The following is a 23,675-nucleotide window of genomic DNA, read 5'->3' as shown; positions in this document are numbered from 1 at the left end:
GCTTTCGCATGTGACAGATTGCATCCGCAACGATCAGGAGAGGGCGGATGCAGTTCGAGACATTCTTTCCCTGGCGGCTGGCCCGCATGGCCGAGGCGGTCAGCCATGCCATGGCGCAGATCTACGCCGGCCGCTTCCAGCTGACGCGGGACGAGTGGCGCGTTCTGGCCGCCGCCGCCGAGGCCCCCGAGATGGAGACGCGCGAGGTCGCGCGCCGCGTCGCCATGGACAAGGTGTCGATGAGCCGCGCGGCGTCGCGGCTCGAGGATCGCGGCCTCATCACCCGGCGCGAATCGCCGCATGACCGGCGCATCAAGCTCATCCGCCTGACGCCCGAGGGGCGCGCGATCCAGAGCGAGGTCGGCCGCATCGTGGGCGAACGCGCCGCCTATCTGATGGAGGGGCTGGCGCCGGCCGAGCGCGAGGCGCTCGACGCGGCCATCGGCAAGCTCGAGCGCCGCGCCCTGGTCTTCGACGAGCCGCAGAACCAGGGCAAGTGCCGCCCCGGCTGCGCCTGCCAGTGCGAGAGCCACTACGCCCGCGCGCTGGAGCTGGCCATGGCGGTCTGACGGGCCGTCAGATCAGCCCCTCATAGGCGCCGCGGGGAATGCGCGCGGCGATGAGGGAGAAGCCCGCATCGGCGTCCAGCGCCCCGGCATAGGCCGCGGCCAGCGAATCGGCGTCGCCGACCTCGACCCCGCGTCCGCCCAGGGCGCGGGCGGCGGCGGCATAGTCGCTGCGCCCGAAGGCGACGCCGGCCTCGGGGCGGCCGTCGGCGCGTTGCTTGAGCTCGATCAGCGACAGCGAGTCATCGGCCAGCACGACCGCGGTCAGCGGCAGGCCGAGATCGCGCCAGGTGGCCAGCTCGCCCAGCGTCATGTCGAGGCATCCGTCGCCCAGCACCGCCACGACCCGCGCGCCCGCCCGGCCCAGCGCCGCCCCCGCCGCCAGCGGCAGCGCGCAGCCCATGGTGCAAAGCCCCGTCGATTGCAGCAGCCGCCCCGGCGCGGCGCAGCGCCACATCTGGCTGAGCAGGATGCGGTGCGCGCCGGTGTCCACGGTCACCACGGCGTCGGGCGGCGTGAGCCGCGCCAGAGTGGCGATCGCCTGCCCCGGTCCCCAGGCCTCGGGCGGCGCGAAGGCGCGCGCCAGCGCCTTGCGCAGCGCGGCCGGCTCGCCCTCGGGCCAGAGCGCGGCGGGCTCGGCCCCCTCGGCCAGCGCGGCCAGCCCGGCGGCGACGCCGCAGACCCAGGCGCGGCGGGCATGGTGCATGTGGTGGACGGGAGGCGCGGCGGCGAACTCGACCGCGCGCGCCGGATCCCACGGATAGCGCCAGCCGGCGCGCATCTCGATCGGATCATAGCCCGCGCAGATGACCATGTCCGCCTTGCGCAGAAAGGGCAGAACCAGCGCGTCCGAGCGCGGCGACAGCCCGTGCCCGCCAAGGCTCAGCGGGTGGTCCTCGGGCAGAACGCCCTTGGCCTTGTAGGTGGTCGCGACCGGCACGCCGAAGCGCTCGGCGAAGGCGCGCACCGCCTCGGGCGCGCCCGGCTCGGACAGAACGTCCAGCCCCGCGATCAGCACCGGGCGGCGCGCGGCGCGGAACATGGCGCGCGCCTCGTCCAGCGCGGGACCGGGCGCGGGCGCCGCCGGGCCAAGGCGCGCGCGCGGCGGCGGCGGGGCGGCGCGCTCGGGCGCGGCGGCGACGCTTGTGGGCACGTCGACATGCACCGGGCCCGGGCGCGGATCGGCGGCCAGCCGAACGGCCTTGTCGATCATCGCGCCGCAGGCGCCGGGGCGGGCCTCGAAGCTGGCCTTGACCAGCGGACGCAGCACCGCCTGGTGGTCGAAGACCTGGTGGGGGAAGGTCAGGGCCTCGTCCTCGGGAATGCGCCCGGTCACGACGATCAGCGGCACGCGATCCTGCGCGGCGTTGGCCACGACGTTGACCGCATTCGCCACGCCCGGCCCCACCGTCGCGACCAGCACCCCCGGCGCGCCGGTCATGCGGTGCACGCCCTCGGCCATGAAGCCGGCGGCGTTCTCGTGCCGCGCCAGGTGGAAGCGGATGCCCGCGCGCTCGAGCGCCTCGATCAACGCCAGCACCTCGCCGCCGGGAATGCCGAAGGCGTGGCGCACGCCCTCGTCATGCAGGCGGCGGGCGATGACGTCGGCGCAGCTGGGCGGATGCGACGATGCGGGCATGGCGGGCGGCTCCTTGCGATGCGGCGGCGCGGGATGCGCGCGAGCGCCGCCATCCTCGCTTGCGGGCGCGCGCGCGGCGAGGGGCCCGCGGCGACGCGCGCGCGATCGTGAAGATCGTGAACGCGGCCCGGCGCGCCCGACCGGGGCCAGGCGTCCGGCCGTCGCGGCGGACCGGGACGATCGGCGGGACGATCGGCGGGGCGGATCGGCGCGGCGGGCGAAGGGCGCAATCGCCGACCGCGGGCCGACCTTGCGCCAGCGCCGGGTCGCCCCCGATCCGCGCGCCAGGACCCGGCGCCGCGCGGTTCAGCCCGCGCGCGCGCGCCGCGCGGCGGCCAGGGTCGCGGCATAGGCGGCCAGCTCGTCCAGCCGGCCGCGGGCGGCGGCCGCGTCGCGCGCCTCAAGCGCGTCGGCCATGCCCTCGTGCAGCGCGGCCACCGCCTTGCGGTCGCGCAGCCGGTAGGTCAGCATGTTCATCAGCGGCTGCATGGCCTCGACCGCGCCGCAGATCTGCATCGCCAGCATCGGATTGCCCGCCGCCTCGGCCACCGCGCAGTGAAAGCGCACGTCCGAGGCGCAGAACGCCTCGTCGTCGATCTCGGGGTCGCGCTGGGCGGCGACCTCGGCGCGCATGGCGGCCAGATGCGCGTCCTCGCGCCGCTCGGCGGCCAGGGGCAGGCATGCGGCCTCGAGCGCGAAGCGCGCCTCGGCCGCCGATTCGAAGTCGATCTCGTTCATGCCGATCATCAGGCGCGAGACGGTGACGATGGTCTCCTGCGCCTCGTCGCGGCTGAGCCGGTTGACGAAGGCGCCCCCCGCCGGGCCGCGGCGCGTGCGGATCAGGTTCTGCGCCGCCAGGCGCTTGAGCGCCTCGCGCACCGTCGCGCGCGAGACGCCGAAACGCTCGGCCAGCTCGGTCTCGCCGGGCAGGCGCTCATCCACCATCAGGCGGCCTTCGACGATGGCCTCGCGGATCGCGTCGGCGATCTGGACGCCGAGCCCCTCGCGAGTCAGGGGCTGATATTCGATGCTCATGCCGGGCTCCGCGCAGTTTGGCGGCAGGATAGAAGCGGGCGCCGGCGCGGTCAAATCCGCCATTTTTTCATTTGTCAGACATTTGCCGTTGACAGCGCCCGCCCCCGCGCGGAACCTTCGGCCGAGGACAAGGCGCGGACGAGGGCGAGGCATGAGCGCGGGCGAACATCCGGCAAGGGCCGAACGGCGCTGGGGCGCGGCGCCCGGCTGGATCGGCTTCTACGCGCTGACGCTGGCGGCATGGTCGGCGGCGGCGCTGATGGACCCGGCGCTGAACCCGCCCGAGGGGCCGGCGGCGCTTGGCCTCGACTGGTGGCGCGACCTTTGCGCGGCGGGCGCGCGCGACGCGCGGCCCTGGGCGCTTGTCGCCATGTGGGCGGCGATGTCGGCGGCGATGATGGCGCCCACCGCCCTGCCCGCCCTGCGCGCCTTTCGCGACCTGACGCGCGCCGGCGCGGGGGGCGAGCGCGACTTCTTCGCGCTGCTGGGCGGGTATCTTGCCGTCTGGCTGGGCTTTTCGGCCCTGGCGGCGCTGGCGCAGGCAAGGCTGTCGGCGCTGGGCGCGATCGACGCCGAGGGCCGCGCGACGGCGCTGTGGCTGAACGCGGCGCTTCTGGCGCTGGCGGGGCTTTACCAGTTCAGCCGGCTCAAGCAGGCGTGTCTGAGCAAGTGCCGCGCGCCGCTGACCTTCTTCATGGAGCGCTGGCGCCCCGGCCCGCTCGCGGCCGCGCGCATGGGCGTCGAGCTGGGCGCGGTCTGCCTCGGCTGCTGCTGGGCGCTGATGCTGCTGGCCTTCGTCGGCGGAACCATGAACATCGCGTGGATGGCGGCGGGGACCGCCCTCATGACGCTCGAGAAACTGCCCGAGCTGGGACGTCCGCTGACGCGCCCGCTGGGGTTCGCGCTGATCGGCGCCGCGGCCGCGACGGCCGCCGGCGCGCTTGCCTAGGGAGGGGCCCGATGGACGACTGGAAGATCGAGGGGGAGCTGATCCTCAACTGCAACTGCACGGTGTTCTGCCCGTGCGTGGTGAGCCTGGGCAAGCATCCGCCCACCGAGGGCTACTGCCAGGCCTGGATGGGCGTGCGCATCGACAAGGGCCATTTCAACGGCGTCGACCTGTCGGGGCTGAACATCGGCATGCTTCTGGACATCCCCGGCCTGATGGCGCGCGGCAACTGGAAGGCCGCCGCCTATATCGACGAGCGCGCCTCGGACGAGGCCTTCGACGCGCTGGTCAGGATCTTCTCGGGGCAGGCGCGCGGCACGACGGGGCTGTTCTCGGTCCTGGTGGGCGAGTTCCTGGGCGCCGAGCGCCAGCCCGTGACCTACGAGACCGAGGGCAAGACGCGCCGCCTGACCGTGGGCCGCAAGATCAAGGGCGCGGTCACGCCGATCGAGGGTGCCGAGCCGGGCGAGGAGGTCAAGGTCGTCAACACCGGCTACTGGATGGGCCCGGACGTGACCATCGCAAAGGCCGATCAGGGCCGCGTGCGCGACCGCGGCCGGGTGTGGGATTTCGACGGCCGCTCGGCCGAGATCTGCCAGATCCGCTGGGGCTCGGCCTGACAGGGCCGGCCGCGGCGGGCGCCGCCCGCCGCAAGCGCGGCGCGGGGCGGCGGGCGCCCCGCGCAGAACCACGCCAGGAGCAGCCGCCATGGCCGAGCTTTCGATTTCGCGCCGCACGCGCCGCACCCCCTTCACCGACCGCGTGATCGCCGCCGGGGTCAAGGGCTGGACTGTCTACAACCACATGCTTCTGCCGACCCATTTCGGCGACGTCGCCGCCGAGTGCCGCCACCTCAAGACCGCGGTGCAGGTTTGGGACGTGGCCTGCGAGCGGCAGGTCGAGGTGCGCGGCCCCGACGCCGCGCGCCTTGTGCAGATGCTGACCCCGCGCGATCTGCGCGGCGTGCATCCGGGCCGATGCCTCTACACCCCGATGGTGGACGAGACGGGCGGGATGCTCAACGACCCCGTCACGCTCAAGCTGGCCGAGGACCGGTGGTGGATCTCGATCGCCGACAGCGACCTCTTGCTGTGGGTCAAGGGCCTGGCCTACGGCTTCAGGCTCGAGGTGGACGTGACCGAGCCCGACGTCTCGCCGCTGGCGGTGCAGGGCCCGCTGGCCGAAACGCTGATGGCGCGGGTGTTCGGCGACCGCGTGCGCGACATCCGCTTCTTCCGCTTCGACCTGTTCGACTTCCGGGGGCGCGAGCTGGTGATCGCCCGCTCGGGCTATTCCAAGCAGGGCGGGTTCGAGATCTATGTCGACGGCGCCGACATCGGCCCCGCGCTGTGGGACGCGCTGTTCGCGGCGGGGGCGGATCTGGACGTGCGCGCGGGCTGCCCGAACCTGATCGAGCGCATCGAGTCGGGCCTGCTGAGCTACGGCAACGACATGACGCGCGAGAACACGCCGCATGAATGCGGCCTGGGCCGGTTTTGCGACACGGCCACGGCCATCGGCTGCGTGGGGCGCGACGCGCTGCTGCGCGTGGCCTCCGAGGGGCCGGTGCGCCAGATCCGCAGCCTCGCGATCTCGGGCGATCCGCTGGCGCCCTGCGCCGACGTCTGGCCCGTCGTTGCGGGCGGGCGGCGGGTGGGGCAGGTGACGTCCTGCGCCTGGTCGCCCGATTTCGAGACCAACGTGGCCATCGGCATGATCCGCATGACCCATTGGGACGATGGAACCGAGGTGACGGTCGAAACGCCCGAAGGCGCGCGCCGCGCCACGGTTCGCGAACGCCCCTTCAACTGAACGACGCACGCCGCGGGGCCCGCGCCCCGCGCCAATGGAAACGACGCACAAAGGAGACTGCGCATGACCTTCAAGGCGCTCATCGTGGAGAAGGACGACGAGGGCAAGACCCACGCCTCGGTTCAGGAGATCGACGAATCGCGTCTGCCCGAGGGCGACGTGACCGTGGCGGTCGAGTACTCGACCCTCAACTACAAGGACGGTCTGTGCCTGACCACGGGCGGCGGGCTGGTCAAGACCTATCCGCATGTGCCGGGCATCGACTTCGCCGGCACGGTCGAGTCTTCGTCCGATCCGCGCTGGAAGCCCGGCGACAAGGTGGTGCTGACCGGCTGGCGCGTGGGCGAGATCTGGTGGGGCGGCTATGCCCAGAAGGCGCGCGTGAAGGGCGACTGGCTCGTGCCGCTGCCCGAGGGGCTGACCACGCGGCAGGCCATGGCCGTGGGCACGGCGGGGCTGACCTCGATGCTGGCGGTGATGGCGCTCGAGGATCACGGGCTCAAGCCCGGCGCCGGCCCGGTGCTGGTCACCGGGGCCGCCGGGGGCGTGGGATCGGTGGCGGTGGCGCTGCTGGCGGCGCTGGGGCACGAGGTGGCGGCGGTCACCGGCCGCCCCGAGGCCGAGGCGTATCTGCGCGGGCTGGGCGCCTCGCGGATCGTGCCGCGCGCCGAGCTGTCCGAGCCGGTCAAGCGCCCGCTCGAATCCGAGACCTGGGCGGGCTGCGTCGACGCGGTGGGCGGCGTCATGCTGGCGCGCGTGCTGGGGCAGCTGAAATACGGCGCCTCGGCGGCGGCGGTGGGCCTTGCGGGGGGCGCGCAGCTCAACACCACCGTCATTCCGTTCCTGCTGCGCGGGGTGAACCTCTTGGGCATCGACAGCGTGATGCAGCCCTACGAGAACCGCGTGCGCGCCTGGAACCGGATCGCCCGCGACCTGCCCATGGACAAGCTCGAGGCCATGGTCCAGCCCGCGACGCTGGCCGATCTGCCCGCGCTGGGGCAGGCCATCCTGAAAGGCCAGGTCAAGGGCCGCGTCGTCGTCGACGTCAACGCCTGATCGCCGCGGCCCGATCGCGCGCGCGTGATCGGGCCTCGGCCGCGCCGCCGTGCTAGACTGCGCGTCACGGCGCGGACCAACCGCGCGGATCGAGCGGAAAGACCCGAATGGCGCGCATTCATCGCCGGCGGCTCCCGAGCGGGGCTGCGACCCTCTTCCTTCTGCACGCGGCGCCGCTGGCGGCGGCCGCGCTCGGCCAGGCCGCCGCGGGCGCCGAGGGCCCGGCGCCCTTGCGCGCGCCGCTTCCCGCCCCGCGGACCGAAGCGCGAATCGAGGCGCCCGCCCGCGCGGCCGCTTCGACGCCGGACGGCGCGGCCCCCTGGGCGACGCCCGCTCCGCCCGGCAGGGCCGCGGCCCCGGATGCGCGGGCCTCGGGCGCGGCGCCGCTTCCTTCCGGCCCCGCGGCGCGGATCGTCGCCGAGGGCCTCGCCGCCGCGCGCCGCGGCGACTGGCCCGCGGCCCTGCTGGCCGAACGCGCGCTGGATGCGGCCGCAGAGCCGGCGGGCGCCGACCTTCTGCGCTGGCTGCGTCTGCGCGCGGGCGAAGGGCGCTGGCGCGAATATGCCGACTTCCTCGCCCGCAACCCCGGCTGGCCCGACGCCGCCCGGCTGCGCCGCGCGGCCGAGCGCGCCGCCGCCGATGCGCCGTTCGATCAGGCCCCGCCCCCGGCCGAGATCGTCGCCTTCTTCGCCCGAACGCCCCCCGCCACGGGCGCCGGCGCGCTGATGCTGGCGCAGGCGCTGCGCGCCCAGGGCCGCATCGACGCCGCCCGCGCGGCCGCGCGCGCCGCATGGCGCCGCCTGTCCCTGACCCCGTCCGAGCAGCGCGCCTTCGAGCGCGAATGGGGCGCGGCGCTGGCCGGCGCCCATGCGGAGCGTCTCGACATGCTGCTCTGGCGCGGCCTGAGCGGCGAGGCCATGCGCATGGCGCCGCATCTGGACGCGGATCTGATGGCGCTGATGCGCGCGCGCATCGCGCTGCGCGAAGGCCGCCCGGGCGCCGAGGCCGCGCTGGCCGCCGTTCCCGCCCGGTTGGCCGCGGATCCGGGCCTTGCCCATGACCGCTTCGCCTTCCTGCTGGCGCGCGGCCGGCTGGACGAGGCCGAGGCGCTGCTGCTGTCCCGCCCGCCCTCCGAGCAGGGCCTCGGCCGCCCCGCCGCCTGGGCGCGCGGTCGGCTCCTGCTGGCGCGCGAGGCGTTGCAGCAGGGCCGCGCGCGCGACGCCCTGCGCATCGTCTCGGGGCACGGGCTTGACGATGGCGCGCGCATGGCCGAGCTGGAATGGCTCGCCGGCTGGATCGCCCTGCGACGGCTCGACGATCCGGCGCGCGCGCTGACGCATCTGCGCGCCTTCGACGCCGCCGTCTCGACCCCCGTCAGCAAGGGGCGGGCGGGCTACTGGCTGGGCCGCGCGCTCGAGGCCGCCGGCAAGGCGGACGAGGCGCGCGCCGCCCATGCCCGCGCCGCCGCCTTCCAGACCACCTTCTACGGCCAGCTGGCGGCCGAGCGGATCGGCGCCCCGCCCGACCCCGCGCTGACGGGCGCCACGCCGCTGCCAGACCCCGAACGCGCGCCCTGGCTGCGCGGCGGGCTGGCGCGCGCCGGGGCGCTGGCGGCCGAGGCGGGCGCGCCGGATCTGGCCCGAAGGCTCCTGACCGCGGCCGCGCGCCAGGCGCCGACGCGGCGCGACCGCGAGGCGCTGGGCGCGCTGGCGCTCGACCTCGGGCGCCCCGACATCGCCATCGCCATCGCCAAGACGACGCGGGCCGCCGAAGGCGACGCCCCGGCGGCGCTGCTCTACCCGATCGTCGATCTTGGCCCGCCCGAGCCGGGCGTGCCGCGCGCCCTGGCGCTGGCCGTCGCGCGGCAGGAAAGCGAGCTGGCCCCCGAGGCCGTCAGCCCCGCCGGCGCGCGCGGCCTCATGCAGCTGATGCCCGCCACCGCGCGCAAGGTGGCTTCGGCGCTGGGGGTGGACTACTCGCGCGACGCGCTGACCTCCGAGGGCCGCTACAATGCGCGGCTCGGGCAGGCCTATCTGGCCGAGCTCATGCGCGAATTCGGCGCCGAGCCCCTGGCCGCGGCCGCCTACAACGCCGGCCCCGCGCGCGTGCGCGAATGGCTCGAGCGGCTGGGCGATCCGCGGCGCGGCCAGATCGAGATGCTCGACTGGATCGAGTCCATCCCCTACCCCGAGACCCGCAACTACGTCATGCGCGTGATGGAAAGCGTCCATGTCTACGCCGCCCGCCTGAGCGGCGCGCCGCAGCCCCTGTCGCTTGGCGCAAGGCTGGGCCTGCGCTGACGCAACCGGCCACGCCGCATCCGCGCCCGGGCCGGAGCGCGCCGCCGACGCGCGCGCCCGGCGACGCATGCGAAACGCTCCCCGCGCCGGCCGCGCGGGCGGGCGACGCCGCCGCGCGGGCGACGGCCGGCGCCCCCGCCGCCGGCGCGCGGCCGGGCTCAGCGCGCCGCGCGGCGGGCCATCTGGCGGGCGACGAGCATCTGCTGGATCTGGCTCGTGCCCTCGTAGATGCGCAGAAGGCGCACGTCGCGGTAAAGCCGCTCGACGGGATACTCGGCCATGTAGCCCGCCCCGCCATGCACCTGCACCGCCCGGTCGGCGACGCGGCCGGCCATCTCGGTGCAGAACAGCTTGCAGGCCGACGCCTCGAGCTGCGCGCGCCCCTCGCGGTCGTAAAGCGCCGCGGTCTCGCGCACCATGGCGCGCGCGGCCAGAAGCTCGGCCTGACTGTCGGCCAGCAGCGCCTGCACCAGCTGGTGCTCGACGATCGGCTTGCCGAACTGCACGCGCTCCATGGCATAGCGCAGCGCCTCGTCCAGCATGCGCTGCGCGGTTCCCACCGCCACGGCCGAGATGTGGATCCGCCCGCGGTCCAGCACCTTCATCGCCGTGCGAAAGCCCTTGCCCTCGTTCCGGGGGCCGCCGATGATCGCGTCCTGCGGCACGCGCACGTCGGTCAGGCGCACGTCGCAGGTCTTGGCGCCGCGCTGGCCCATCTTGCGGTCGGGCGGGCCCAGCTCCAGCCCCGGCGCGTCGGCCGGAACCAGAAAGGCCGTCACCCCGCCCGCGCCCGGATCGTCGGGATTGGTGCGCGCCATCAGCGTGAACACCCCCGCGCGCGGCGCGTTGGTGATGTAGCGCTTGACGCCGTTGATGACGAAATCGTTCCCGTCGCGCCGCGCCGAGGTGCGGATATGCGCCGCGTCCGAGCCGTAATCGGGCTCGGTCAGCGCGAACGAGGCCGTCACCTCGCCCGAGGCCAGCCGCGGCAGCCAATGCGCCTTCTGCTCCTCGGTTCCATCCATCAGGATGCCCTGCGAGCCGATGCCCAGATTGGTGCCGATCAGCGAGCGAAAGGCCAGCGAGGCGCGGCACAGCCGCTCCACCAGCCGCACCTCCTGCGACATGCTCAGGCCAAGGCCGCCGTATTCCTCGGGGATCGTCAGGCCGTAAAGGCCCATCTCGCGCATCTGGGAGACGATCTCGGGGGGGATCTCGTCCTCGGCCTCGACGCGCGGCTCGGCCGGGATCAGGCGCTCTTCCACGAAACGGTCCACGGCGTCGATCAGCTGCGCGAAGGTCTCTTCGTCCACCATCGGGGTCTTCCTCGGTTGCCGGCTGCTGATGTCGAAATACGCGAAACGCCGTTCCGAATCCAGCGCCGCGCCGCCCCGCCGCGCCGCGTCTGGACGCGCCCGCCCCCGGCGCCCTACAAGCGAGGCCGACCACAGCGAAGAGGCGCATGATGAACATCCTGATCCTTGGCGGCGGCGGGCGCGAGCACGCCCTGGCCTGGGCGATCGCCCGCAGCCCCGATTGCGGCAAGCTGATCTGCGCGCCGGGCAACGCCGGCATCGCCGCCGTCGCGCGCTGCGTCCCGGCCGACATCGAGAACCCCGCCGCCGTCATCGCCCTGTGCCGGGCCGAAGACATCGACTTCGTCGTCATCGGCCCCGAGGCGCCGCTGGCCGCGGGCGTGTCCGACGCGCTGCGCGAGGCGGGGATCGCGGCGTTCGGCCCCTCGCGCGCGGCGGCGCAGCTCGAGGCGTCCAAGACCTTCGCCAAGCAGATCTGCGACGCCTGCGGCGCGCCGACCGCCGCCTGGGCCCGCTTCGAGGACCCCGAGGCCGCCAAGGCCCATGTCCGCGCGTCGGGCGCCCCCATCGTGATCAAGGCCGACGGGCTGGCCGCGGGCAAGGGCGTGGTCGTGGCCGCGACCGAGGACGAGGCCCTGGCCGCCATCGACGAGATGTTCGCCGGCGCCTTCGGCGCCGCGGGCGCGGCGGTGGTGATCGAAGAGTTCATGCCCGGCGAGGAGGCCAGCCTGTTCGTCCTGACCGACGGCGAGCACGTCCTGCCCCTGCCCGGCGCGCAGGACCACAAGCGCGCCTTCGACGGCGACAAGGGCCCCAACACGGGCGGCATGGGCGCCTATTCGCCCGCGCCGGCGCTGACCCCCGAGATCGAGCGCCGCGCCATCGACGAGATCGTCCTGCCAACGATCCGGGAAATGGCCCGCCGCGGCGCTCCCTATCGCGGCGTGCTCTACGCGGGGCTGATGATCGGCCCGTCGGGCCCGCGGCTGGTCGAATACAACGCCCGCTTCGGCGACCCCGAATGCCAGGTTCTGATGATGCGCCTGGCGGGCGACATCCTGCCCGCCCTGCGCGCCTGCGCCGAGGGCGGGCTCGAGGGCGTGCGGCTGGACTGGCGCCCCGAACCGGCGCTGACCGTGGTCATGGCTGCGAAGGGCTATCCGGGCGCCTACGCCAAGGGCGAAGAGATCCGGGGCCTCGAAGCCGCGGCGGCCGACCCGGACGTCGAGATCTTTCACGCCGGCACCCGCGCCGAAAACGGCCGCATCCTGTCGAATGGCGGGCGCGTGCTGAACGTGACCGCGCGCGGCGCGACGCTGGCCGAGGCCCGCGCCAAGGCCTACGAGGCCATCGCCCGCATCGACTGGCCCGGCGGCTTTTGCCGCAGCGACATCGGCTGGCGCGCGCTGTCGCGCTGAACGCGGCGCTTCGGCAAACGCGCCTGGCGCCGGACCGGCCCGGGGGCGCGCGCCCGGACGCGCCCGGCGGCGTGCTTGAACGAGCCGGCGCCGCGAACTCGCCGGAACGGCGCGCGCCGGGCCTCTCGGCCACCGCCAACGGTCGCCGCCGCGCAGCCGCACGCGCGACGGCCAGCCCGCCAATCAGCCGGTCGTGCAGCGCAAGACCGCCGTCAGCACCGAAGGGTCGGCCCGCATCGATTTCTCGACCGGCTCGCAACCCGTGGCGCGGCGCATGGCCTCGGCGCCGCGCAGGGCCATGAGCTCGGCGCTGGCGCCCCATGCCCTGCTGAGCCGAATGGCCTGCGCCTCGTCGCCCGCGCGATAGACGTCGAAGCTCCAGCCGTCGACCTCGACCCTTGTCGGCTCGGCGCCCACGAAGCGCATTCCCGGCGACGAGCACGCCGCCAGCGCCAGCGCCGCAAGCGCGGCCGCGATCCATGCCCTGAACATCGCGCCTCCTCGTTCCATCGGTCGGCGTCAGGGTGCGCGCAAGATGGTTTCCAAAGGGTGAACGCGCGGGCCATGTCCGCCGCGCGCCTCGTTGCGTCGCTTTTCGCCCTGCCCGCGCCGGCGCGCACGCGCTACCATGCCCGCGGCCGCCCGGCACGGCGCGGCGCGATCACCGGTGACGGGCACGGATGACGGGGCGAAGCATGGCGCTGGACGACGGCAAGGGCGTATGGAAGTCGGGGCGCGGCAAGGGCCGCAAGACCCCCAAGGGACGGCAGGTCTCGGACTCGGCGCTGGCCGAGCTGCGCGCGCTGCTGGGCGACCGGCCGCGCCGGCGCGACCTGCTGATCGAGCATCTGCACCTGATCCAGGACGCGCGCGGCCACCTGCCCGCCGATCTGCTGCGCGCCCTGGCCGAGGAGATGGGCCTGTCCCAGGCCGAGGTGTTCGAGGTGGCCACCTTCTACGCGCATTTCGACGTGGTGAAGGAGGGCGAGACCCCGCCGCCGGCGCTGACGATCCGGGTTTGCAGCTCGTTGTCCTGCGCCATGGCGGGCGCCGAGGCCCTGCGCGAGGCGCTTGCCCGCGGGACCGACCCGGCGCAGGTGCGCGTGCTGCACGCCCCCTGCATGGGCCGCTGCGACCTTGCGCCCACGGCGCAGCTGGGCCGGCGCCACATCGACCGCGCCACCCCCGAGGCCGTCCTGGCCGCCGTCGAGGCCGGCCTGACCGAGCCCGAGCTGCCCCGCTGGCAGGATCTGGCCGCCTATCGCGCCGAAGGCGGCTACGAGACGCTTCTGGCGCTGCGCGCGGGCGCGCGCACGCCCGAGCAGGTGCAGGACGCGCTGCTCGAGGCCGGGCTGCGGGGCATGGGCGGGGCGGGCTTTCCGAGCGGGCGCAAATGGTCCTTCGTGCGCGCCGAGCCCGGGCCGCGCTACATGGCGGTGAACGCCGACGAGGGAGAGCCGGGCACCTTCAAGGACCGCGCGCTGCTCGAGTCGACGCCGCATACGGTGCTCGAGGGCATGCTGATCGCCGCCTGGGCGATCGAGGCCGAGCGCTGCTTCTTCTACCTGCGCGACGAATACCCCGCCGCGCTCGAGATCCTGCGCCGCGAGATCGCCGCGCTGGAAGAGGCGGGGCTGATCGCGCCGGGCCATGTCGAGCTGCGCCGCGGCGCCGGCGCCTATATCTGCGGCGAGGAAAGCGCGATGCTCGAAAGCATCGAGGGCAAGCGCGGCCTGCCGCGTCACCGCCCGCCCTATGTGGCCCAGCGCGGGCTGTGGGGCCGCCCCACCCTGGTTCACAACGTCGAGACGCTGCACTGGACGACGCGCATCTGCCGCGAGGGGCCGCAGGTTCTGAACGGGGTCGAGCGCAACGGCCGCCGCGGCCTGCGCGCCTTTTCGGTCTCGGGGCGGGTGAAGCGGCCGGGGGTGCACCTGCTGCCGGCCGGCTCGACGATCCGCGACGTGATCGAAGCCGCGGGCGGCATGCAGGACGGCCACGTCTTCAAGGCCTATCAGCCGGGCGGCCCCTCGGCCGGGATCCTGCCCGCCAGCATCGACGACGCGCCGCTGGATTTCGACGCGCTCGACGCGCACGGAACCTTCATCGGCTCGGCGGCGATCGTGGTGCTGTCGGACAAGGACCGCATCCGCGACGCGGCGCTCAACATGCTGCGCTTCTTCGAGGAGGAAAGCTGCGGCCAGTGCACCCCCTGCCGCGTGGGCTGCGAGAAGGCCGTCAAGCTGATGGAGGCCCCGCGCTGGGACGCGCCGCTGCTCGAGGAGCTGTGCCAGACCATGGCCGACGCCTCGATCTGCGGGCTGGGCCAGGCGGCGCCCAATCCCATCCGGCTGGCGCTGCGCCACTTCGCCGACGAGCTGGACGCCGAAGGCTGAGCGCCCTACCCGACCAGCCGCGCCGGGATCAGCCCGCGCAGGGCATTGCCGACGAAAAGCCGCGCGCCGCGCAGATCCTCGGGGCGCAGCTTGGCCTCGCGCGCGCGCCCGGCGGCCAGCAGCTCGGCCCGCAGCACGCCGGGCAAGAGGCCGCAGGACAGGGGCGGCGTCTCGAGCCCCGCTCCGCGATCGACGAAGACGTTGGTGATCGCGCCCTCGCACAGCTCGCCGCGCAGGTTCAGCAACAGCGCCTCGTCCACGCCGGGGGGCGCGGCGGCGCGCGCGGCCTCGTAGGCGGCGCGGCGCGTGGTCTTGTGCCCCAGCCACGGATCGGCCGGGTCGAGCCGCACCGCCGAGATCGCCACCCGCCACACCGCGCCGGGCGCAAGCGGCGCGAAGGGCGTCCAGGCGACTTCGACGCGCCCGTCCGCGTCCAGCGTCAGCCGCACGCGCCACAGCCCGCCGGCGGGCGCGGCGTCCAGCGCCGCCTCGACCGCGGCCATGTCCAGCGGCCGCCCCAGCGCCGCGCAGGAGCGCGCCAGCCGCGCCATGTGCCCCGCGCGGCGCGGATAGACCCCGTCGCGGCGCAGCATGGTCTCGATCAGCGCCGGGGCCCCGTCCTGCGGCGCGGCGCGGCCGTTCAGGCCGGCCCCCGCGCCACGTCCGTCGCGAAGCGGGCCTTGAGCAGGCATTCCTCATACTCCTTGCGCGCGGTCGAGTCCTGAACCAGCCCGCCGCCCACATTGAACACCGCCTCGCCGCCCGGATGCAAAGACAGCGTGCGGATGGCGACGTTGAAATCGGCGCCCCCGTCGGGCGAGACCCAGCCCACCGCGCCGCAATAGACGTCGCGCGGCGCGTGCTCGAGCGCGCGGATCGCCTCCATGGCCCGCACCTTTGGCGCGCCGGTGATCGAGCCGCAGGGGAACAGGCCCGCGAACAGCTCGGCCAGCGTCAGGCGCCGGCGCAGCCGCGCCGTCACGCTCGAGACCATCTGGTGGACCGTGGCGTAGGTCTCGACATGGAACAGCCGCGGCACGCGCACCGAACCCACCTGCGCCACGCGCGCCAGATCGTTGCGCATCAGGTCCACGATCATCAGGTTCTCGGCGCGGTTCTTGGCGTCCTCGGCCAGCCAGCGGGCGATGGCGCGGTCGGCCTCGGGGTCGGGATCGCGCGGGGCGGTGCCCTTCATCGGCCGCACCTCGATGCGGCCGTCGGGGAACAGGCGGAAGAAGCGCTCGGGCGAGCGCGACAGCACCTCGGGCCCGACGCCCAGCGAAACCAGCGCCCCGTGGCGCACCGGCTGCACCGCGCGCATGCGCGCGAACAGATCCGCCGCCGCGCCGCGCGCGCGCGCGCGCATCGGGAAGGTCAGGTTCACCTGGTAGAACTCGCCGGCCCGGATCCACGCCGCGGCGCGGGCGAAGCGCGGCGCGTAGTCGTCGAAGCTCCAGTCCGGCGCGGGCGCGGACAGCGCTGCGCGCGAGGGGTCGGCCTGCGCGAGCAGCGCCGCGCCCTCTTCCGCCGGGGCCGGCGCGTCGAAGACGCCGAACAGCATCAGCGGCGCGCGCCGCCCGCGCGGCGTCAACGGCCCGAGACGGGGCTCGAGCGCATAGCCCAGCTCGTAGGAAGCATAGCCCGCCAGCCACGCGCCCTGCGCGCGCGCCGCCTCCATGCGCGCGAAGCAATCGGCGACCTCGGCCGGCTCCCACGCCGCCAGCAGCCGCCGCGGACGGGCGAACAGCAGCGGCGGGGCCTCGGGGCCGTTGTCGAACAGAACGTAGCGGCGCATGCGGCGACCTTGCGGCTTGGGCCGGCGGCCCCTGGGCGGGCGCCGGCGCGGGACCGGCGGCACGCTATGCCATCGAATCGCCGCCGACGAAAGCCGCCGCGCGACGCGCCGCGGTCCGAAGGCGGCGCGGCGCATATTTCGGCGCGCGCCCTTGCGGCGCGGCGGCAAAGGGCGTATATGGCGTGACACATAGCGGCGACGTCCCCGCCACGGGGGCCTCGACCGGACCGGGAAGGGCGGGCCGCTAAGGCCCGCCCTCCGCGTTTTCAGGAGACCCGACTTGACCGACCTGGTCGCCAAGACACCGCTGGACCAGCGCCTTGCGCGCATCCTGCGCCCCACCGTCGAAGGGATGGGGTTCGAACTGGTGCGCGTGCGCTTCACCGGCGCCGAGCGCAAGGCCACGCTTCAGGTGATGGCCGAGCGCCCCGACGGCGTGATGGAGGTGGACGACTGCGCGCGGCTTTCGCGGGCGCTGTCGGCGGCGCTGGACGTCGAGGACCCGATCGAGGGGCGCTACGCGCTCGAGGTCTCGTCGCCCGGCATCGACCGCCCGCTGACCCGCATCGCCGATTTCGAGCGATTCGCCGGCTGGGAGGCCAGGATCGAGACCGACGTCATGATCGACGGGCGCAAGCGCTTTCGCGGCGTCCTGCACGGGGTCGAGGACGGCGAGGTCCTGATCGAGATCGCCGAGGGCGTGATCGGCCTGTCCTTCGATCTGATCGCCGACGCCAAGCTGGTGCTGACGGACGAGCTGATCGCCGAATCGCTGCGCGCGCGCAAGGCGGCCGGGCTGGCGCCCGAGCCCGCGCCCGACGCCTTCGACGAGATCGAGACCGAAGAAGACGACGACGAGGATTCCGCCGCCGGCAAGGGCGGCGCCCGCGCGGCCGGGGCCGCGGACGAAGATGCGAACACGGAGGCCTGAGAATGGTCAGCGCGAACAGACTTGAGCTTTTGCAGATCGCCGACGCCGTCGCGCGCGAGAAGCTGATCGATCCCGAGCTGGTGATCGAGGCGATGGAGGACAGCCTGGCCAAGGCGGCGCGCTCGCGCTACGGGGCCGAGTATGACATCCGCGCCCATATCGACCGCAAGACGGGCGAGCTGACCATGGCCCGCGCGCGCGAGGTGGTCGAAGAGGTCGAGAACCACTTCACCGAGATCTCGCTCGAAGAGGCGCGCGCCATGAACCCCGAGGCCGAGGTGGGCGACTTCATCTCCGAGCCGCTGCCGCCGATGGATTTCGGCCGCGTCGCCGCGCAGACCGCCAAGCAGGTCATCGTGCAGAAGGTGCGCGAGGCCGAGCGCGAGCGCCAGTATGAAGAGTTCAAGGACCGCGTCGGCCAGATCATCAACGGCGTCGTCAAGCGCGTGGAATACGGCAACGTCATCGTCGATCTGGGCCGGGGCGAGGGCATCATCCGCCGCGACCAGCTGATCCCGCGCGAGATGCACCGCACCGGCGACCGCATCCGCGCCTACATCCGCGACGTGCGCCGCGAGGTGCGCGGCCCGCAGATCTTCCTCAGCCGCACGGCGCCCGAATTCATGGCCGAGCTGTTCAAGATGGAGGTGCCCGAGATCTACGAGGGCACGGTCGAGATCAAGGCCGTCGCGCGCGACCCCGGCTCGCGCGCCAAGATCGGCGTCGTCTCGCATGACAGCGGCGTCGATCCGGTGGGCGCGTGCGTGGGCATGCGCGGCTCGCGCGTGCAGGCCGTGGTGCAGGAGCTGGGCGGCGAGAAGATCGACATCATCCCCTGGTCCGAGGACCCGGCCGCCTTCGTGGTCAACGCGCTGCAGCCCGCGGACGTGGTCAAGGTGGTGCTGGACGAGGACGCGCGCCGCATCGAGGCCGTCGTGCCCGACGACCAGCTGTCGCTGGCCATCGGCCGCCGCGGCCAGAACGTGCGCCTCGCCTCGCAGCTGACCGGCTGGGACATCGACATCCTGACCGAAGAGGCCGAAAGCCAGCGCCGCCAGGCCGAGTTCGCCGAGCGCACCAAGCTGTTCCAGGAGCAGCTCGATCTTGACGAGTTCCTGGCCCAGATCCTGGTCTCCGAGGGCTTCGCCTCGCTCGAGGAGATCGCCTATGTCGATCGCGACGAGCTGCTCTCGATCGAGGGCCTCGACGAGGACACCGCCGCCGAGCTGCAGACCCGCGCGCAGGAGAAGCTCGAGGAAGCCAACGCGAAGGCGCTGGACGAGGCGCGCGAGCTTGGCGCGGCCGAGGACCTGATCGCCTTCGAGGGGCTGACCCCGCAGATGGTGCTGGCGCTGGCCAGGGACGGCATCAAGACCCTGCGCGACTTCGCCGAATGCGCCGACTGGGAGCTGGCGGGCGGCTACTCGACCATCGACGGCAAGCGGGTCAAGGATGACGGCATTCTCGAACCCTTCGACGTCTCGCTCGAAGAGGCGCAGGAGCTGATCATGCGCGCCCGAGTCGAGCTGGGCATGGTCGATCCGGCCGATCTCGAGCCCGCCGAGGACGAGGAAGGGGCCGAGGGCGAAGGCGAGGATGCCGCGACGCCCGCCGCGGAGGTCCGGGCCGAGGCGTGACGCCCCGGCCCGCACGGCGCGCCCATGACCCGGGGCGGACGGCTCAAGACGCGCGAGCAGCCCGAGCGGCGCTGCATCGCCACCGGCGAGAGCGCCCCGCGCGAGGGGCTGATCCGCTTCGTCCTCGGGCCTGACGGGCAGGTCGCGCCGGATCTGGCCGAGCGCCTGCCCGGCCGCGGCGCCTGGGTGACGGCGCGGCGCGACGCGCTCGAGAAGGCCGTGCGGCGGGGGCTTTTCTCGCGCGCGTTCAAGACCCGGGCCGCCGCCGCGCCCGATCTGCCCGAGCGGGTCGAGGCGCTTCTGGCGGCGCGGCTGACCGAACTGATCGCGCTTTGCCGAAAGGCGGGGCTTGCGGTCACCGGTTTCGAGAAGGTAAAGGCCCGGCTCAAGAAGGGGCCGGTCGCGGCGCTGATCGAGGCGCGCGACGGCTCCGAACAGGGGCGGGCCAAGCTGCGCCCCCTGGCCGGCAAGGCCCCGATCGTGGATTGCCTGAGCAGCCGCGAATTGGGTTTGGCCTTTGGCCGGGAATTTGTGATACATGCCGCCCTTGACGAGGGCGGACTGGCCCAGAGCGTGCTCCGCGAGTCGCTGAGGCTTTCCGGCTTTCGAACTTGCGACGACGCGCAGGACATGACGACTCCCGCACAGGGCGGGAAAAAGGACGGTTGATGAGCGATACTGACGGCGACAACAAGACGGGCGGCACCATCCGGACGCGAGGCGGCGGCGGCGGGGCCGGGCGCGTGCGGCCGGGCATCGGCCAGGGACGCTCGAAAACCGTCGTGGTCGAGACCAAGCGCAAGCGCGTGATCAAGCCCAAGGCGCCCGGCGCGGCGGCCAAGGCCGCGGGCGGCGCGAAGGCGGGCTCGGCCGCGGCGGCCGAGAAGCCGGCGGCGCAGGCTGCGACGCCCGCGCCCCAGGCGCCCCAGCAGGCCGGCGGCGCCGGCCGCGCGGCGCGCGCGGCGCAGGGGCCCAAGGGACGCGGCGCCATGCTGCAAAGCCTCTCGCCCGAGGAATACGAGCGCCGCAAGCGCGCGCTCGAGGCCGCCAAGCGCGACGAAGGCGCCCGCCGCGCCCGCGAAGAGGCCGAGGCCAAGGCCCGCGAGGAAGAGCGCCTGCGCCTTCTGGCCGAGAAGGAAGAGCGCGAGCGCCGCGAGAAGGAAGAGCAGATCCGCCGCGAGCGCGAAGAGGCCGCCAAGGCCGAGGCCGCCGCCGAGGAGGCCCGCCGCAAGCAGGCCGAAGAGCGCGCCAAGGCCGAGGCGCAGACCCGCGCCCGCCCGGCCGAAGAGGCCGCCGCCCCGCGCCCCGACGACCGCGGCCCCGCCCGCGGCCCGGCCGGCAAGCGCGGCAAGGACGGCGCCGACCGCCCCGGCCCCCGCGGCCGCGACGAGGAACGCCGCCGCTCGGGCAAGCTGACCATCTCGCGCGTGATGTCCGACGACGAGGGCGGGCGCCAGCGCTCGGTCGCCGCCATGCGCCGCCGCGCCGAGCGCGAGAAGCGCAAGATGCGCGGCTCGGAAACCCGCGAGAAGGTCGTGCGCGACGTGCAGGTGCCCGACGCGATCACGGTGCAGGAGCTGGCCAACCGCATGGCCGAACGCGCCGCCGACGTGGTCAAGACCCTGTTCAAGAGCGGCATGATGGTCACCATCAACGACACGCTCGACGCCGACACCGCCCAGCTGGTGGTCGAGGAGTTCGGCCATCGCGTGGTGCGCGTGTCGGAAGCCGACGTCGAGAACGTGATCGAGACCGCCGAGGACCGCCCCGAGGACCTCAAGCCGCGCGCGCCCGTGGTCACGATCATGGGCCATGTGGACCACGGCAAGACCTCGCTGCTGGACGCGATCCGCAACACCAACGTCGTCTCGGGCGAGGCCGGCGGCATCACCCAGCATATCGGCGCCTATCAGGTGACGACCGAGGGCGGCGCGAAGATCACCTTCCTCGACACGCCGGGCCACGCCGCCTTCACCTCGATGCGCGCGCGCGGCGCGCAGGTGACCGACATCGTGGTCCTGGTGGTGGCGGCCGACGATTCGGTCATGCCCCAGACCATCGAGGCGATCCACCACGCCAAGGCCGCCGGCGTGCCGATGATCGTGGCCATCAACAAGTGCGACAAGCCCGACGCCGACCCCGAGAAGGTGCGCCTCGAACTGCTCCAGCACGAGGTGGTGGTCGAGAAGCTGTCGGGCGACGTGCAGGACGTCGAGGTGTCGGCCAAGACCGGCAAGGGCCTCGACGAGCTGCTCGAGGCCATCGCGCTCCAGGCCGAGATCCTGGACCTGAAGGCCAACCCCGACCGCCCCGCCGAAGGCGCGGTGATCGAGGCCAAGCTGGACGTGGGCCGCGGCCCGGTCGCCACCGTGCTGGTGCAGCGCGGCACGCTGCGCCGCGGCGACGTGTTCGTGGTGGGCGAGCAGTGGGGCCGCGTGCGCGCCCTGATGAACGACCGCGGCGAGCGCGTCGAAGAGGCCGGCCCCTCGGTCCCGGTCGAGGTTCTGGGCCTTCAGGGCACGCCCGAGGCCGGCGACGTGCTGAACGTGGTCGAGGACGAGGCCAAGGCGCGCGAGATCTCGGACTACCGTCAGCGCAAGGCGCGCGAGATGCAGGCCGCCCGCGGCGCGCGCGCCACGCTCGACCAGCTCCTGGCCCAGGCCAAGGCGGATCAGGACGTGGCCGAGCTGCCGATCGTGGTCAAGGCCGACGTGCAGGGCTCGCTCGAGGCGATCGTCCAGGCGATGGAGAAGATCGGCAACGACGAGGTGCGCGTGCGCGTGCTGCATGCCGGCGTGGGCGCGATCACCGAATCGGACGTGACGCTGGCCGAGGCCTCTAAGGCCCCGATCATCGGCTTCAACGTCCGCGCCAACGCCCCCGCGCGCGAGGCGGCGAACCAGAAGGGCGTCGAGATCCGCTACTACTCGGTGATCTACGACCTTGTGGACGACGTGAAGGCGGCCGCTTCGGGCCTGCTCTCGCCGGAGATCAAGGAAACCTTCCTGGGCAACGCCCAGATCAAGGAGGTGTTCAAGGTCTCGGGCGTGGGCAAGGTGGCCGGCTGCGTGGTCACCGAGGGCGTCGCCCGCCGCGCCGCCGGCGTGCGTCTGTTGCGCGACAACGTGGTGATCCACGAAGGCCGCCTGAAGACGCTCAAGCGCTTCAAGGACGAGGTGGCCGAGGTCCGCGCGGGCCAGGAATGCGGCATGGCCTTCGAGAATTACGAGGACATCCGCCCCGGCGACGTGATCGAGATCTTCACCTCCGAGAAGGTCGAGCGCACGCTCTGAGGCGAAGCCGCCGCAAGGAACGGCGCGGCGACCCGCTCGCCGCGCCGTTCGCGTTCGCCCCGCCCGGCCCCGGCGCCGGACGCATTTGAAAGGATGAGGCATGAGCGCCAAACGCTTCGACGACGGCCGCGGCCCCAGCCAGCGCCAGCTGCGCGCGGGCGAGCTGATCCGCCGCGCCATGTCCGACGTGCTGATGCGCGGCGAACATCACGACCCCGAGCTTGCCCGGCACACCATCACCGTGACCGAGGTGCGCTGCTCGCCCGATCTGCGCCATGCGACCGTGTTCGTCATGCCGCTGGGCGGGCGCGAGATCGACCAGGCGCTGGACGCGCTCAAGCGCGCCCGCGCCACGCTGCGCCGCGCCCTGGCGCGGCATGTGACCATGAAATACCTGCCCGATCTGCGTTTCGTCCTGGATGAAAGCTTCGACCGCATGGACGAGACGCGCCGCCTTCTGTCCGAGGAGCGCGTGCGCCGCGACGTGGCGCATGACGACGCCGAGGCCGACGGCCCCGGCGATGCGGGCAAGGGCGGCCCCCAGGGCGACTGACCGCGCGGCGGGCCGGGCGCGACGGGCCGTTCCCCGCCCCCGCTCGGCCGCATGAAGGAGCTGCGAAGATGGCGCGACGCAAGAAGGGCCTGCCGATCGACGGCTGGCTGGTGGTGGACAAGCCGCAGGGCATGACCTCGGCGCAGGTGGTGTCGAAGGCGCGCTGGGCGCTGCGCGCGCAAAAGGCGGGCCATGCGGGCACGCTCGACCCCCTGGCGACGGGGGTTCTGGCCGTGGCCTTCGGCGAGGCGACCAAGACCGTTCCCTATGTGACCGACGCGCTCAAGGCCTATGCGTTCACCGTGCGCTGGGGCGCCTCCACGACGACCGACGACGCCGAGGGCGAGGTGATCGCCCGCTCGGACCTGCGCCCGGACCGCGCCGCCATCGAGGCCGCCCTGCCCGATTTCGAGGGCGAGATCATGCAGACGCCCCCCGCCTTCTCGGCGGTGAAGGTGGACGGCGAACGCGCCTACGACCTGGCCCGCGCGGGCGAGCAGGTGGCTCTCGCCCCCCGCCCCCTGTGGGTCGAGAGCCTGACCCTGACCGACATTCCCGACCCCGATCACGCCGTGTTCGAGATGGTGTGCGGCAAGGGCGGCTATGTGCGCGCGATCGCGCGGGATCTGGGCCGCGTCCTGGGCTGCGGCGGCCATGTCACGCAGCTGCGCCGCATCTGGGCCGGCCCCTTCGAGCTGGCCGACGCGGTTTCGATCGAGGCGCTCGAGGCCATGCGCGACGACCCGGACGCGGCCGCGCGCCTGCTGCCGGTCGAAGCGGGGCTGAGCGGCCTTGAGGAAATTCCCGTCACCGCCGAGGGCGCCGGCCGCCTGCGCGCCGGCCAGCCCGCCCCGGCCCTGCGCGCCGACGCCGAATACGGCGACGCCGTCTGGGCCTCGCATGACGGACGGGCGGTGGCGATCGGGGTCTACAAGGGCGGGCAGGTGCATCCGAACAGGGTCTTCGCCGCCGATTGACG

Annotated in this window: 20 protein-coding genes; 14 read left to right on the top strand and 6 right to left on the bottom strand. The window is 73.8% G+C overall.

The window, feature by feature from the left end; genetic code table 11:
- The first annotated feature begins 47 nt into the window (after positions 1–47).
- The gene (locus LY05_RS04285) at positions 48–569 is read left to right on the top strand and encodes a MarR family winged helix-turn-helix transcriptional regulator (RefSeq protein ID WP_072746767.1); all 522 of its coding nucleotides are present in this window, start codon (positions 48–50) and stop codon (positions 567–569) included.
- Positions 570–576: 7 nt separating this feature from the next.
- Here LY05_RS04285 and LY05_RS04280 read toward each other — a convergent pair whose 3' ends face one another.
- Complete coding sequence (locus LY05_RS04280; protein ID WP_148922214.1) at positions 577–2,205, bottom strand: thiamine pyrophosphate-binding protein; 1,629 nt, start codon at positions 2,203–2,205, stop codon at positions 577–579.
- 306 nt (positions 2,206–2,511) lie between these two features.
- Positions 2,512–3,240, bottom strand: coding sequence for a FadR/GntR family transcriptional regulator (locus LY05_RS04275; protein ID WP_148922213.1), 729 nt, complete (start codon positions 3,238–3,240; stop codon positions 2,512–2,514).
- Positions 3,241–3,391: 151 nt separating this feature from the next.
- Between LY05_RS04275 and LY05_RS04270 the strand changes: the two genes are divergently transcribed.
- The 5 genes from LY05_RS04270 to LY05_RS04250 all read left to right on the top strand — a co-directional run bounded on the left by LY05_RS04270 (position 3,392) and on the right by LY05_RS04250 (position 9,357).
- Entirely contained in the window at positions 3,392–4,189 is a 798-nt protein-coding gene (locus LY05_RS04270; RefSeq protein ID WP_148922212.1) for a DUF2182 domain-containing protein, read from the top strand.
- A gap of 11 nt (positions 4,190–4,200) precedes the next feature.
- Entirely contained in the window at positions 4,201–4,809 is a 609-nt protein-coding gene (locus tag LY05_RS04265; RefSeq protein ID WP_148922211.1) for a DUF1326 domain-containing protein, read from the top strand.
- An 88-nt stretch (positions 4,810–4,897) separates the two neighbouring features.
- On the top strand, positions 4,898–6,001 hold the full coding sequence (locus LY05_RS04260; protein ID WP_148922210.1) for a dimethylsulfoniopropionate demethylase: 1,104 nt from the start codon (positions 4,898–4,900) through the stop codon (positions 5,999–6,001).
- Between the two features lie 63 nt (positions 6,002–6,064).
- Positions 6,065–7,057 (top strand): MDR family oxidoreductase, encoded by a 993-nt coding sequence (locus tag LY05_RS04255; protein WP_148922209.1) that lies wholly within the window; start codon positions 6,065–6,067, stop codon positions 7,055–7,057.
- Positions 7,058–7,164: 107 nt separating this feature from the next.
- Positions 7,165–9,357, top strand: a complete 2,193-nt coding sequence (locus LY05_RS04250) for a lytic transglycosylase domain-containing protein (protein ID WP_148922208.1) — start codon at positions 7,165–7,167, stop codon at positions 9,355–9,357.
- A 158-nt stretch (positions 9,358–9,515) separates the two neighbouring features.
- Here LY05_RS04250 and LY05_RS04245 read toward each other — a convergent pair whose 3' ends face one another.
- Positions 9,516–10,673 carry an acyl-CoA dehydrogenase family protein gene (locus LY05_RS04245; RefSeq protein WP_148922207.1) on the bottom strand — a complete coding sequence of 386 codons (1,158 nt, stop codon included), beginning with the start codon at positions 10,671–10,673 and terminating at the stop codon, positions 9,516–9,518.
- A gap of 149 nt (positions 10,674–10,822) precedes the next feature.
- On the opposite strand from LY05_RS04245, the gene purD reads away from it, so the two are divergent.
- On the top strand, positions 10,823–12,091 hold the full coding sequence (gene purD, locus LY05_RS04240) for a phosphoribosylamine--glycine ligase (RefSeq protein WP_148922206.1): 1,269 nt from the start codon (positions 10,823–10,825) through the stop codon (positions 12,089–12,091).
- Positions 12,092–12,274: 183 nt separating this feature from the next.
- Here purD and LY05_RS04235 read toward each other — a convergent pair whose 3' ends face one another.
- Entirely contained in the window at positions 12,275–12,583 is a 309-nt protein-coding gene (locus LY05_RS04235) for a hypothetical protein (RefSeq protein ID WP_072746775.1), read from the bottom strand.
- Positions 12,584–12,786: 203 nt separating this feature from the next.
- Here LY05_RS04235 and LY05_RS04230 point away from each other — a divergent pair, with 203 nt between their 5' ends.
- Entirely contained in the window at positions 12,787–14,487 is a 1,701-nt protein-coding gene (locus LY05_RS04230) for an NAD(P)H-dependent oxidoreductase subunit E (protein WP_148922205.1), read from the top strand.
- 5 nt (positions 14,488–14,492) lie between these two features.
- On the opposite strand, the gene LY05_RS04225 is transcribed toward LY05_RS04230, so the two are convergent.
- Together LY05_RS04225 and LY05_RS04220 are read right to left on the bottom strand one after the other, a co-directional pair.
- The gene (locus LY05_RS04225; protein ID WP_083581208.1) at positions 14,493–15,179 is read right to left on the bottom strand and encodes an aminotransferase class IV; all 687 of its coding nucleotides are present in this window, start codon (positions 15,177–15,179) and stop codon (positions 14,493–14,495) included.
- Positions 15,128–16,282 carry an aminodeoxychorismate synthase component I gene (locus LY05_RS04220; RefSeq protein ID WP_072746777.1) on the bottom strand — a complete coding sequence of 385 codons (1,155 nt, stop codon included), beginning with the start codon at positions 16,280–16,282 and terminating at the stop codon, positions 15,128–15,130. Before LY05_RS04220 ends, LY05_RS04225 begins: the two co-directional genes overlap by 52 nt.
- A gap of 280 nt (positions 16,283–16,562) precedes the next feature.
- Here LY05_RS04220 and rimP point away from each other — a divergent pair, with 280 nt between their 5' ends.
- From rimP to truB, 6 genes are all read left to right on the top strand, one after another.
- Positions 16,563–17,213: a ribosome maturation factor RimP gene (gene rimP / locus LY05_RS04215; protein WP_148922204.1), complete on the top strand. Its 651-nt coding sequence runs from the start codon at positions 16,563–16,565 to the stop codon at positions 17,211–17,213.
- Positions 17,210–18,850 carry a transcription termination factor NusA gene (gene nusA, locus LY05_RS04210; protein ID WP_072746779.1) on the top strand — a complete coding sequence of 547 codons (1,641 nt, stop codon included), beginning with the start codon at positions 17,210–17,212 and terminating at the stop codon, positions 18,848–18,850. Before rimP ends, nusA begins: the two co-directional genes overlap by 4 nt.
- A 24-nt stretch (positions 18,851–18,874) precedes the next feature.
- The gene (locus LY05_RS04205; RefSeq protein ID WP_072746780.1) at positions 18,875–19,519 is read left to right on the top strand and encodes an RNA-binding protein; all 645 of its coding nucleotides are present in this window, start codon (positions 18,875–18,877) and stop codon (positions 19,517–19,519) included.
- Positions 19,519–22,143, top strand: a complete 2,625-nt coding sequence (infB, locus tag LY05_RS04200; protein WP_148922203.1) for a translation initiation factor IF-2 — start codon at positions 19,519–19,521, stop codon at positions 22,141–22,143. Before LY05_RS04205 ends, infB begins: the two co-directional genes overlap by 1 nt.
- A gap of 100 nt (positions 22,144–22,243) precedes the next feature.
- A complete protein-coding gene (rbfA, locus tag LY05_RS04195) occupies positions 22,244–22,696 on the top strand; it encodes a 30S ribosome-binding factor RbfA (RefSeq protein ID WP_148922202.1) in 453 nt (150 codons plus the stop codon).
- Between the two features lie 68 nt (positions 22,697–22,764).
- Positions 22,765–23,673, top strand: coding sequence for a tRNA pseudouridine(55) synthase TruB (gene truB / locus LY05_RS04190; protein WP_072746783.1), 909 nt, complete (start codon positions 22,765–22,767; stop codon positions 23,671–23,673).
- Positions 23,674–23,675 lie beyond the last annotated feature (2 nt).

The sequence above is a fragment of the Oceanicella actignis genome, from assembly GCF_008124525.1.
Classification (GTDB): Bacteria; Pseudomonadota; Alphaproteobacteria; order Rhodobacterales; family Rhodobacteraceae; genus Oceanicella; species Oceanicella actignis.
The sequence above is the reverse complement of the archived record's forward strand: the minus strand, read 5'-3'. Positions and strand labels throughout refer to the sequence as shown.

Coding starts and splice junctions, on each gene's coding strand:
- LY05_RS04285 (WP_072746767.1), top strand. CDS start 48: ATGCAGTTCGAGACATTCTTTCCCTGGCGGCTGGCCCGCATGGCCGAG.
- LY05_RS04280 (WP_148922214.1), bottom strand. CDS start 2,205: ATGCCCGCATCGTCGCATCCGCCCAGCTGCGCCGACGTCATCGCCCGC.
- LY05_RS04275 (WP_148922213.1), bottom strand. CDS start 3,240: ATGAGCATCGAATATCAGCCCCTGACTCGCGAGGGGCTCGGCGTCCAG.
- LY05_RS04270 (WP_148922212.1), top strand. CDS start 3,392: ATGAGCGCGGGCGAACATCCGGCAAGGGCCGAACGGCGCTGGGGCGCG.
- LY05_RS04265 (WP_148922211.1), top strand. CDS start 4,201: ATGGACGACTGGAAGATCGAGGGGGAGCTGATCCTCAACTGCAACTGC.
- LY05_RS04260 (WP_148922210.1), top strand. CDS start 4,898: ATGGCCGAGCTTTCGATTTCGCGCCGCACGCGCCGCACCCCCTTCACC.
- LY05_RS04255 (WP_148922209.1), top strand. CDS start 6,065: ATGACCTTCAAGGCGCTCATCGTGGAGAAGGACGACGAGGGCAAGACC.
- LY05_RS04250 (WP_148922208.1), top strand. CDS start 7,165: ATGGCGCGCATTCATCGCCGGCGGCTCCCGAGCGGGGCTGCGACCCTC.
- LY05_RS04245 (WP_148922207.1), bottom strand. CDS start 10,673: ATGGTGGACGAAGAGACCTTCGCGCAGCTGATCGACGCCGTGGACCGT.
- purD (WP_148922206.1), top strand. CDS start 10,823: ATGAACATCCTGATCCTTGGCGGCGGCGGGCGCGAGCACGCCCTGGCC.
- LY05_RS04235 (WP_072746775.1), bottom strand. CDS start 12,583: ATGTTCAGGGCATGGATCGCGGCCGCGCTTGCGGCGCTGGCGCTGGCG.
- LY05_RS04230 (WP_148922205.1), top strand. CDS start 12,787: ATGGCGCTGGACGACGGCAAGGGCGTATGGAAGTCGGGGCGCGGCAAG.
- LY05_RS04225 (WP_083581208.1), bottom strand. CDS start 15,179: ATGCCTGCTCAAGGCCCGCTTCGCGACGGACGTGGCGCGGGGGCCGGC.
- LY05_RS04220 (WP_072746777.1), bottom strand. CDS start 16,282: ATGCGCCGCTACGTTCTGTTCGACAACGGCCCCGAGGCCCCGCCGCTG.
- LY05_RS04205 (WP_072746780.1), top strand. CDS start 18,875: ATGACCCGGGGCGGACGGCTCAAGACGCGCGAGCAGCCCGAGCGGCGC.
- infB (WP_148922203.1), top strand. CDS start 19,519: ATGAGCGATACTGACGGCGACAACAAGACGGGCGGCACCATCCGGACG.
- rbfA (WP_148922202.1), top strand. CDS start 22,244: ATGAGCGCCAAACGCTTCGACGACGGCCGCGGCCCCAGCCAGCGCCAG.
- truB (WP_072746783.1), top strand. CDS start 22,765: ATGGCGCGACGCAAGAAGGGCCTGCCGATCGACGGCTGGCTGGTGGTG.